Source organism: Mesorhizobium sp. (assembly GCF_017306585.1).
In the GTDB taxonomy this organism is placed as follows: domain Bacteria; phylum Pseudomonadota; class Alphaproteobacteria; order Rhizobiales; family Rhizobiaceae; genus Mesorhizobium.
Map to the genome: position 1 here is coordinate 1 of NZ_JAFKIC010000027.1, position 9,263 is coordinate 9,263.

Below are 9,263 nucleotides of genomic sequence, written 5' to 3' on the forward strand. Positions count from 1 at the left end.
GAGCCGGCCGGTCTCGGCGATCTCGCCCATCAGATGCGTCGTGATCAGCCAGCCCGATATGACGAAGAAGATGTCGACGCCGGCAAAGCCGCCCGGCAGCGCGCCGAGGCCGAAATGATAGGCGACGACGCCGCCGACGGCGAGCGCGCGCAAGCCCTGAATGTCCGCCCGGAACGATGTCGCCACGAGGCCTCCTTGCGGGTTGCGCCCGGCCGCGATGGCAACCGGGTGATATTGCAATGCACCATACTTTTTGCAGTGCAACAAGGTGAGAACAAGGACGGCCGCGGAGAAATCATGCCAGGCCTGTCTAATTTAGCTGTCGCTTGACAAGTGCCGATGGCACGCTTCTATTCCGGGTCGAGGGACGAGGCAGGGGATCAAGCGATGAAGAAGACTTACGTCAGGCCGGCGCTTTGCAAGCGCGAGAAACTGTCCACCGTGGTGGCGTGTCCGCCTTCGCAGTGCGCCAGATGAAGAAGACCTATCAAAAGCCGACTCTGGCGCGGCACGAGAAGCTGTCGGCGGTCACAGCGGCCTGCGCGCCTTCGATTTCGAAGTGCCCGAATTGAGTGCAGGCGGCCGGCACATGGGTGCCAGGCCGGGTCGATCAACATTTCGCGAGGACCCGGCCTGACGCCCGGGGCCTGCTTGACGTATTAGCGCGGCTGCATCCATGTGCCTGACGTCACTGGGCATTTGGGGCATATTCATGAAGAAGATCTACGAGAAGCCTACGCTCACTAAGCGCGAGCAACTTTCCCGCGTTGTCGCGTTCGTGGTCTCCGGCAAGTTCTAGGCGCGCCGCGCCCATGCCGGCGCGGGCGGTTTAGCCGTCGCCCGACTTCAGGCATGGCTTGACTTCAGCCATAGCTTGACAAGGCTTCGCACCCGGTGCCTTCTGGCGCCGTCACTGGGGCCATGGACAAGATGAAGAAGACCTACGAAAAGCCGGTATTCATCAGGCGCGAGCGGCTGTCATGCGTCACGGCGATCGTCGTCATATCGGGCAAGTCAGGCTGATCCGAAGTCACCGCACTTCGCGGAGGCCTGGCGGTTCGCTGTCAGGCAACTGGAGTGTTGGCTACAGGCCATCAGGCGGTTACGCTTCCCGCCACGCGCTCACGGCTCAATGACCTTGCGGCCGCGCGTCAGATAGACCAGCAGGCCGAGCAGCAGGAAGCCAAGCGCCCAGAACACGACAAAGGCGGCAACGCCGATGGCGGCACCGAGATCGATGCCGAGGCTGAAGACATTGGTGCTGAGGCCCGGCAGCTTATCGGAAGCGCCCAGGCCCATTTCGGCGGTCCACAGCATCAGCGTGTTGAAGCCGATGAACAGGAGCAGGAAAAACCAGCCGAAGAAGCCGCGCCGGCGCCTGACCGCTTCCATTTCACCAGTCTCCGCAGCCTTCCCCAATGATGCGACAATCATCCATCACTGCTGATGACGCAAGTGCAGTGCGAGGCGGACAGCCCCGTGCACGGGACTGTCCGCCGGGCGAATGGGGCGTTACTTGCCGCCGCCATTGGCCTTCACGCTGCTGCAGAATTCCGGATGGGTGTTGCTGGGGTTGGCGTTCTGGACCTCGTCGTCGCAGGCCTTCACCATCGCGGTCTGGTCGCCCGGCGTCAGGGCTTTCCAGGCCTTGACGAAGTCGTCATTGCCGCGCAGCGTCTTCATGCTGGAGTCGGTATAGAAGGGCTGCATCTTGGCCGGATCGTCGAGGGCCGACGTGCCGTTCGCGCCGGCGGCGAGAGCAGAGCCGGCAACCATTGAAAGCGCCATTGCGCCAAAGCAGATCATCTTGATATTCATGGCGTAATCCTTCCCTGTTGCTTTATGACCGTCCAAGCAACGATCAAGGTTGAAACGGAAGGAATTGGATGGGGTTCCGATTTGTTGGGAGGAAAAAGCCGGAGTTTGGAAAATATATTTTTGAAGATCTTGAAACCTTCCCGGGATTTCGCCGTATAATCGTGCCGCGATCCCTGATATGACCAATCCCGCGTTCCGGCCCACCAGAGGAAACCGATGAGCGAGAGCTGCCCCGTCCCTACACCGGCTGAACGGCACTATATCGCGGTGCAGGACAGCGCCGAGCGGGCCATGATGGCCGCGATCCAGCGCGCTATCGATGATGCCGCCGCGCAGGCCGCCGAAGCACTGCGATCGAGCGAGTTCCGCGACAGTCCGCCAAGCCGCGACTATCTTGCCGCCGTTGCCCACCAGAAGCTGTTCGCGCTACTGTGCGGCGCGGATCCCGAGACCTTCGTCGGCGGAAATCCCGATATCGCCGCCAGCATCCTGGAAAATGGCCGGAAAATATCCGACCACTACTGGGCGAAAGACGGCGCGCAAGCCGCGCGGCCAGAAGCCGAGGGATAAACATCCCGGCACGATGATTGTTCCCGCTCGAAAAAGAACCCCACCGGCCGGGCCGACGGGGTTTGATTGGAGGGTCTAGTCATCGCCTGGGAGGCGATGTCCGCAGCTACGTAGCGGGTGGTGAAAAGTTTCAGCGTCGCCGGCAATTTTTCTGTCAGCCGCCTTTCGCCGGCTTGCCCTGGCCGCGGCGGGCCAGGATGTTGGCCACCACCAGAAACACGATCGACAGCCCCCATCATCAGCGTCGCGGCGGCGGTAATGGCGGGCGAGAGCTTTTCGCGCGGGCCGATGAACATGTGGCGACCATGTCTCGGAAAAGAGATGCCAGAAGGTCTCACATAGTTTCCTTGTCGCCGAACACCTCCGCCAGATAGTCGACAAACGCCCTGATCTTGCGTGGGGTGTGGCGTCGCTGTGCGTAGAAGGCGAAGATCGGTTGCTCGACGGGTTCATAGTCCGGCAGCAGCCGTACGAGGCGGTTCTCCTTTATATCCTGGGCGACCATGAAATCGCTCAGGAGCGAGTAACCCCCTCCCGCAAGACAGGCGTTTCTCACCGCTCGCGCCGAGTTCATCGTCAGTTGCCGCGGCACTTCGAAGTCGATGATTTTTCCTTCATGGGAGAACTTGTGTACGCGCCCCCATTCGCCGCTGATCTGGGTAACGGACGGGAAAGCACTGATTTCGTCTGGGGTCCTGGGTGTTCCATATTGCTCACAGAACCGGGGCGTGGCGACGAACACGATCCTCTGCGTGAAAATCCTCTGCGCAATCAGGGACGAATCGTTGAGAGGCCCTACCCGGATGGCAACGTCGAAATGCTCTCCAATGAGATCGACCAGCCGATTGCCGAGGTCGACCGAGACATCGAGCTGCGGGAAGCGTCGCACGAACTCAGGAATCGCTGGCGCCAGGCACTCATTGCCAAAGGCCGTTACGCAGGAGATGTGGAGCTGGCCGCGCGGGGTTTCGTGGCGTTCGCGTACCGCGCTCCGCATCAGATCAAACTCCTCCAGGAGGAAAGTGCCCTTTTGCACGAACTCCATCCCGGCATCAGTCAGATTGATCTGCCTGGTGGTACGATTGAAGAGCCGTACGCCGAGGTCAGCTTCCAGCTCCGCCACAATGCGGCTCACCGAGGCGGGGGAGAGGCGCAAATCCCGGCTCGCGGCGGAGAAGCTGTTATGCCGGGCAACTGCCACGGCCACCTTCATGGCTTCAATCATATCCATTCGTCATTATTCCGAAATGCAAAACAATGTCTCTCGGCTAGCTCGCATTAACACGGAAATCGGAATCGTGCATCAGAGCGGGTAACGCTCAATTTGAGGAGATGGACATGTCCACCAATCCCAGCTGGATATTTCGGAGCTACCCCTCCGCAATGCCTTCCGTCGAGAACTGGGTCCTGGAGGACCGCCCAGTTCCCGAGGCGGCGGATGGTGAGTTGCTGGTGAAGACTTTGTGGCTCTCGGTCGACCCCTATATGCGGGGCCGGATCAGCCCGGCGAAGAATTACGCTGCCGGTTTCAAGCTTGGCGATCTGATGCGCGGGGGCGGAATTGGCGAAGTCGTTGCGTCCGAGTCTCCAGACTTCAAGCCAGGCGACATCGTGATGAGCGACTATTCCGGTTGGCAGCCATTCAGCGCTATCCCTGCCGCATCGGCCAAACGAGTGACAATTACGGACGCTCCGGTTCAGTCGGCGTTGAGCTATCTCGGCATGCCCGGTCTCACCGCCTACTTTGCCCTCCTCAAGACCGCGAACCCGAAGGCAGGGGAAACGGTGCTGATCTCTGCTGCTTCAGGTGCGGTGGGGCAGATCGCGGGGCAGATCGCTGGGATCAAAGGGCTCGATCCGGTCGCGGTCGCGGGCTCGGACGAGAAGCTTGAATGGTGCAGGGAGCTTGGATACCGGACCGGCGTCAATCATCGAAGCTCGGCCGATCTCGTAAGGGATGTCGCCGCCGCCTGCCCCAAGGGGGTCGATGTCTTCATCGACAATACCGCCGGGCCGATTCACGATGCAGCCATGTTGAACCTCAACGCCTTTGGCAGAGTGGTCGTCGTCGGAACCATTGCCCTGGCCGACCGGTTCGATCAGCCCGATATCGGCCTCAGGCACCTCAGACGGACGTTGATTACGCGTGCGCGGATCGAAGGGTTCCTGCTCGACGACCATGAGGCCGAATACGCATCGGCAATTGCCGATCTGCTATCCTGGTACAAAGCGGGTCTTCTGCGGACGCGGGAAGATATTCTGGAAGGAATCGAAACCGTTCCCCACGCCTTCATCCGGATGTTGAAGGGGGAAAATTTTGGCAAACAGCTGGTCAAGCTATGATGGATCGTAACGCGCTGGCTGGCCCTGCAAGGTATGTTCTGGTGCGGGCAATTGGCAGGAGAGCCCGTTTCAGGGGGAGGGGCTCATCAACAGCGTGATCCCGGTCGACGGTGATTCTCCGACTGTGCGGGTGGTGCCGCTCGCCAGCGGCTCGGCAGCGATTCCCGTGGTGGCGGGCTGGTTGAGCGCGCAGTGGGGGCGCGAGCAAGGTCATAGCTATGAGGACACGCTTTCCTGGTGCGCCGAGGTCGCGGACAGCCGCAATGAAGCGTTGGTTTGCGCCTTTCTGGGCGAGCTTCCCGTTGGCGCGGGATTGCTGGTCGAGTGCGATCTGCCATCGCGTGATTGTTGGCGGCCCTGGCTCTCCAGCCTGTATGTGCCGGCCGAACATCGGGGCAAGGGAATTGGCCGGGCCTTGATTGCAGGCATATGCGAGGCGGCGAGGCGCGGCGGTTGGCCGGAGGTTTATCTCTACGCAGTCACTGGCCGGCTGACCGAGTACTACGCCGGATTTGGCTGGCGCCCGGTGGAGAGGATGGAATTTTCCGGGGTTATGTTCGATGTGATGAAGAGGACGCTGTAGCGCCGCTACCGTTGGCGCTGCCCCTCACTGTCCTGCCGGACATCTCTCCCCGTATAGTGACGGGGAGAGAGTGGCTGGCCGCGACGTTGGCACTCTTGCCGCAATGTTGCTGATTGGCGAGGCCGACGGACACAGCGCGCCTCTCCCCGTCACTAGACGGGGAGAGGATGCCGGCAGGCAGGTGAGGGGCAGCGCCAAGCGGCGGCCATTATGAACATGGCCCTGATCACCTATTCCGCCGCTTCCGCCTCGATCTCCCGGAGATAAAAATCCTTGCTCGGCTGCAGGTGGTCGATGCAGAGCTGCGCCAGCACCCAGTTGTCGCCGCGCTTCAGCGCCTCGATCATCATCAGGTGGTGCTGGCGCGAGATTTCCAGTTTGTCGCGGTCGGCCAGCGAATTGGCGCGCACCGGCAGGCTTAGGCGCATGTAGTGTTCGATCGAGGACACCAGATAGGCGTTGCCGCAGGCCGAAAACATGGTCAGGTGGAAGCGGTCATTGGCCTCGTGGATGCCTCTGAGATAGCCGCTGTCGATATGGCTGCTGTAGGTCTGGTGGATTTCGGCCAGCTCGGCGATCAGCGCGTCGGCGGCCGGCAGGCGGATCATCAGCGCGGCCTGGCGCTGCAGCATTTCGCGCACCTCGTAGATCTGGCGCACCTCCCGCGGCGACAGCAGGCGCACCATGGCGCCCTTGTTGCGCTCGCGGGTGACGATACCCAGCCGTTCCAGCTGGTAGAGCGCCTGCCTTATGGCGTGGCGCGAAACCGGGAAGCGGGCAAGCAGCGCATCCTCGACCAGGCGCGTGCCGGGCGCCAGCCTGCCGAAGATGATGTCTTCCTCCAGCGCGCGGACGATATCGGCTTCCTTGCCGCCATAATCGAAACTGTTGAGCATAGAAGGCCCTTGTTTGCCGGCACACCCTAGCCCTCGCGCATCAGGCTGACCACTAGCTGATCGACGGCGGGATCGTCGAGCCTGACGATATGCGCCATGCGCATCGCCTGCCGCCTGCTGATCCAGGTGACATGCTGGCGCATGATGGCCGACACGAAGGCCGGCCCGGATCCGGTGAGCACCATGGCCCTGCCGACCAGGACCGGCTCCGAGATCGGCGCCCACTGCATGGCCACGATCGACGGCTCGCTGGTCTGGCGGCTGTTCAGGGCGCTGAAATAGATCCAGTTCAGGCGCGCGATCACCACCCCGTAATGGTTGCCGGGCACTCGCGCACCACCCCGGTTTTCGCCCGGGGCCCATCGCGTCACCCGCCTGAAGGTGACGAGCTCGGCCTCGCGCCGCACGAAGGTGACCGAGCGCATCAGCAGGTCAGGGCGGCCCGGAACCGAAAAATAGGTGAAATAGGTGCCGCCGGCGATTGCCGGCGAGGGCGGGCGCACGAGGTTTTCATAAAGCCTGTGGCGCAGCGATGCGTGCCCGTCATCCTGCGCCGCCGCCGGCTCGCGGTACAGTTCGTTCTCGTCGATGTCGAAATAATCGCAGATCAGCTTGGCCGTGACCTTGTTCGGCACGGTGCGGCCCTGCAGATAGCGGTCGAACTGGGTGCGGCTGATGCCGATGCCGCGGCAGACCGCGCTCACCGATGCATGGCTTTGCACCAGCCGCCTGAGGTTGGCGGCGAGGTTTTCGCGAATTGGCACGACATCATCCCCGCGATTGACGTTCGAACCAGTTATCCCAAGCGATTGCGAACCAGATATTTAAGCTGAAGCTTATATCATATTTATCATACCAATCCCATGTTCCGCAGCCGGCCTCGCATAGGACCTTTGGCCAATATGGCGCGGTGTACTAGGGCATAGGGAACGGAGCATAGGAAAGGCCCGCCGCCGACGCGAATCGCGACGGGCCTTCTGGAGTAGGCCGGGCGTCCCACCGACCGGCCATGTCGGTAAATCTGTCAGCGCGACGATCGTTCCATTGCAATGGAAAAGCCCGCCCCCGGAAGGGGAGCGGGCTTTGTTCAGGACATGCCATGCGGGCCTGTCTTGAGCGGTTTAGTCAACAGTGCAGTGTGAAACCGGACAAGCTTGCGCTGTCACCGCGGACAGTTTCTGACGCTTCAGAAGTGTCGGCTTTGCGTAATTTTTCTTCATGTAGTCCCCCTTGTTTTCCCAAACGGAATATTCCCGAAAACCGAATCCCGGTTTTCGGAATCACGCCGGGCCCACCAATGAAAAATCAGCCGCAGACCCGCGAAGGCGGGCAGACCGCGGTCACAGCCGACAGCCTGTCACGTTTCACCAGAAGCGGCTTCTGATAGGTCTTTTTCATCTGAGTCCCCATTCGCCCCTCAAGTCAGAGGTAAGCTCCATCACCATAGGCTTGTCAAGTTATCGCTAAATGAAGAGAAGACCCCGCCGGCCGAAGCCTGGCGGGGACTGGAGGAGTAATGGATCGAATGGGAGGCGATCCAAGCTGGTAACGCCCATACGATTGAAACGGTTCCACGCAACGGGACTCGGCACCCCCGCGGAATCAAGCCAATCTGCGTGCGGCGCCGATAAGGCCGCCGGGCGTCAGCCTGTCTGGCGCGAGGTCGCTTCCTGCGCGGTCACGGCGGACAGTTTCTGCCGCTTGGCGAGCACCGGCTTTTCATAGGTCTTGCGCATGATTCATCCCCCGGATTGACAGGGCCAGCGTCGTTGCGGGCTGTCGCTTTGTCAAGCGGCGCCGGCTCGCGGGCAGGGGATGGCCGCCGTCGGTTCCTGTCCCGCACGGCGAAACCACCTTGCTCCCGTCGAATTCGCTTCACCCAAAATCTATGTGCGCTTTACGGGTCGGCGAGCTAGAGAAGCCCTCGGACGCTCGCAGAGGCGTGCAGACAGGAGCCCGACCATGATCAAGATGAGCGTCTACTATCCGGCCGATGGCGGCTCGAAGTTCGATCACGACTACTATCGCACCCGCCATCTGCCGCTGATCCAGGAACGGCTCGGCGACGCCTGCCTGCGCTACGAGATCGAGAGAGGTCTTGCAGGTCCCGAAGCCGGAAGCGCGCCAAAGTTCGTCGCGGCTTGCCACGTCTACTCGCCGACCCTGGCGATATTCCAGGCGGCGTTCGGTCCCCACCGCGCGGAGATCGTCGCTGATGTCGCCAACTACACGGACATTGCGCCCATCGTGCAGTTCAGCGAGATCGTTGAAAAGTAGGGGCTTCGGCGCGTCAGGCGCAGCCATCGAACTTTCGGGGCCGACGTAGCCCTGACGCAGCTAATCTATGGTGACGCAGCCAGCACGCCCGCCTGCAGGTAACGATGGGATGGCGACCCGTCAGTTCGTCAGTTTGAAATCGACCCTTTGAAGTGACCTCTTGCAATGCCATATTGGCAGCATGACGAAAGACCCTTTCGGCAGAATCGTTTTGGTTCGCACACTCTACATGGACCAGAGCGGCTATATCGATGAAGTGTGGTACGCCGCAATCGATGACGATGTGCAGTCTGTATCTAGAATTCGCTCAGCGAGCGGCAGTTCGCAAGACACAACAATTATCGTTGTCGGACGGCTCAGTCCAAACGCCTTGGCAGGGTTTAACCTAGCGCCTGGTGCGGTTCGGAGTGCAGCATGACAGAGAAGCACCCCAAGCGCCCGCGCGACGCCAATCAACTGGCTAAGTCGATTGTAGCGCTCGCCACGGGCGAGGCCGAAGACAAGAAGCCGCTCGCAAGCGCCCGCAAAGGTGGTATCAAAGGCGCTGCTGCTAGGATGAAAGTTCTCACGCCTGAGCAACGATCAGAGATTGCTCATGCGGCGGCAAATGCCCGTTGGAAGAAAAAATAACTAGGCGGCGTCGCCCTCGACGTCCTTGCCCGCGCGTATCCTAGCCTCCATTTCGGCGACATCATCGGTGAAGTCGAGGAAGAGAGGCAGCGGTACCTGGTTGGGGTACGCTTCATTGAAGTGATCGATATCCATCTTCATCTGGA

Annotated in this window: 13 protein-coding genes; 6 read left to right on the plus strand and 7 right to left on the minus strand. The window is 61.0% G+C overall.

The window, feature by feature from the left end; all coding sequences use genetic code 11:
* The coding region (locus J0I79_RS00895; RefSeq protein ID WP_292854474.1) for a hypothetical protein at window positions 1-186 on the minus strand (186 nt) is incomplete at its 3' end.
* Between the two features lie 744 nt (window positions 187-930).
* Here J0I79_RS00895 and J0I79_RS00900 point away from each other — a divergent pair.
* Window positions 931-1,023 (plus strand): putative RiPP precursor, encoded by a 93-nt coding sequence (locus tag J0I79_RS00900; RefSeq protein WP_292854476.1) that lies wholly within the window; start codon window positions 931-933, stop codon window positions 1,021-1,023.
* 99 nt (window positions 1,024-1,122) lie between these two features.
* On the opposite strand, the gene J0I79_RS00905 is transcribed toward J0I79_RS00900, so the two are convergent.
* Together J0I79_RS00905 and J0I79_RS00910 are read right to left on the minus strand one after the other, a co-directional pair.
* Window positions 1,123-1,392, minus strand: a complete 270-nt coding sequence (locus tag J0I79_RS00905) for a hypothetical protein (protein ID WP_292854478.1) — start codon at window positions 1,390-1,392, stop codon at window positions 1,123-1,125.
* A gap of 120 nt (window positions 1,393-1,512) precedes the next feature.
* Entirely contained in the window at window positions 1,513-1,818 is a 306-nt protein-coding gene (locus J0I79_RS00910; RefSeq protein WP_292854481.1) for a hypothetical protein, read from the minus strand.
* Window positions 1,819-2,034: 216 nt separating this feature from the next.
* Between J0I79_RS00910 and J0I79_RS00915 the strand changes: the two genes are divergently transcribed.
* A complete protein-coding gene (locus tag J0I79_RS00915; RefSeq protein WP_292854484.1) occupies window positions 2,035-2,388 on the plus strand; it encodes a hypothetical protein in 354 nt (117 codons plus the stop codon).
* Between the two features lie 334 nt (window positions 2,389-2,722).
* On the opposite strand, the gene J0I79_RS00920 is transcribed toward J0I79_RS00915, so the two are convergent.
* Window positions 2,723-3,619, minus strand: a complete 897-nt coding sequence (locus J0I79_RS00920) for a LysR family transcriptional regulator (protein WP_292854487.1) — start codon at window positions 3,617-3,619, stop codon at window positions 2,723-2,725.
* A 107-nt stretch (window positions 3,620-3,726) separates the two neighbouring features.
* Here J0I79_RS00920 and J0I79_RS00925 point away from each other — a divergent pair, with 107 nt between their 5' ends.
* Entirely contained in the window at window positions 3,727-4,731 is a 1,005-nt protein-coding gene (locus tag J0I79_RS00925) for an NADP-dependent oxidoreductase (RefSeq protein ID WP_292854489.1), read from the plus strand.
* A gap of 94 nt (window positions 4,732-4,825) precedes the next feature.
* Window positions 4,826-5,314, plus strand: coding sequence for a GNAT family N-acetyltransferase (locus tag J0I79_RS00930; protein ID WP_292854492.1), 489 nt, complete (start codon window positions 4,826-4,828; stop codon window positions 5,312-5,314).
* A gap of 230 nt (window positions 5,315-5,544) precedes the next feature.
* On the opposite strand, the gene J0I79_RS00935 is transcribed toward J0I79_RS00930, so the two are convergent.
* The 3 genes from J0I79_RS00935 to J0I79_RS00945 form a co-directional block, all read right to left on the minus strand.
* On the minus strand, window positions 5,545-6,210 hold the full coding sequence (locus J0I79_RS00935) for a GntR family transcriptional regulator (protein ID WP_292854494.1): 666 nt from the start codon (window positions 6,208-6,210) through the stop codon (window positions 5,545-5,547).
* A 26-nt stretch (window positions 6,211-6,236) separates the two neighbouring features.
* Window positions 6,237-6,974 carry a helix-turn-helix transcriptional regulator gene (locus J0I79_RS00940; RefSeq protein WP_292854497.1) on the minus strand — a complete coding sequence of 246 codons (738 nt, stop codon included), beginning with the start codon at window positions 6,972-6,974 and terminating at the stop codon, window positions 6,237-6,239.
* Window positions 6,975-7,853: 879 nt separating this feature from the next.
* On the minus strand, window positions 7,854-7,946 hold the full coding sequence (locus J0I79_RS00945) for a putative RiPP precursor (RefSeq protein ID WP_292854499.1): 93 nt from the start codon (window positions 7,944-7,946) through the stop codon (window positions 7,854-7,856).
* A 226-nt stretch (window positions 7,947-8,172) separates the two neighbouring features.
* Here J0I79_RS00945 and J0I79_RS00950 point away from each other — a divergent pair, with 226 nt between their 5' ends.
* On the plus strand, window positions 8,173-8,487 hold the full coding sequence (locus J0I79_RS00950; protein WP_292854502.1) for an EthD family reductase: 315 nt from the start codon (window positions 8,173-8,175) through the stop codon (window positions 8,485-8,487).
* 414 nt (window positions 8,488-8,901) lie between these two features.
* Window positions 8,902-9,117 carry a histone H1 gene (locus J0I79_RS00955; RefSeq protein WP_292854504.1) on the plus strand — a complete coding sequence of 72 codons (216 nt, stop codon included), beginning with the start codon at window positions 8,902-8,904 and terminating at the stop codon, window positions 9,115-9,117.
* The last annotated feature ends 146 nt before the right edge of the window (window positions 9,118-9,263 follow it).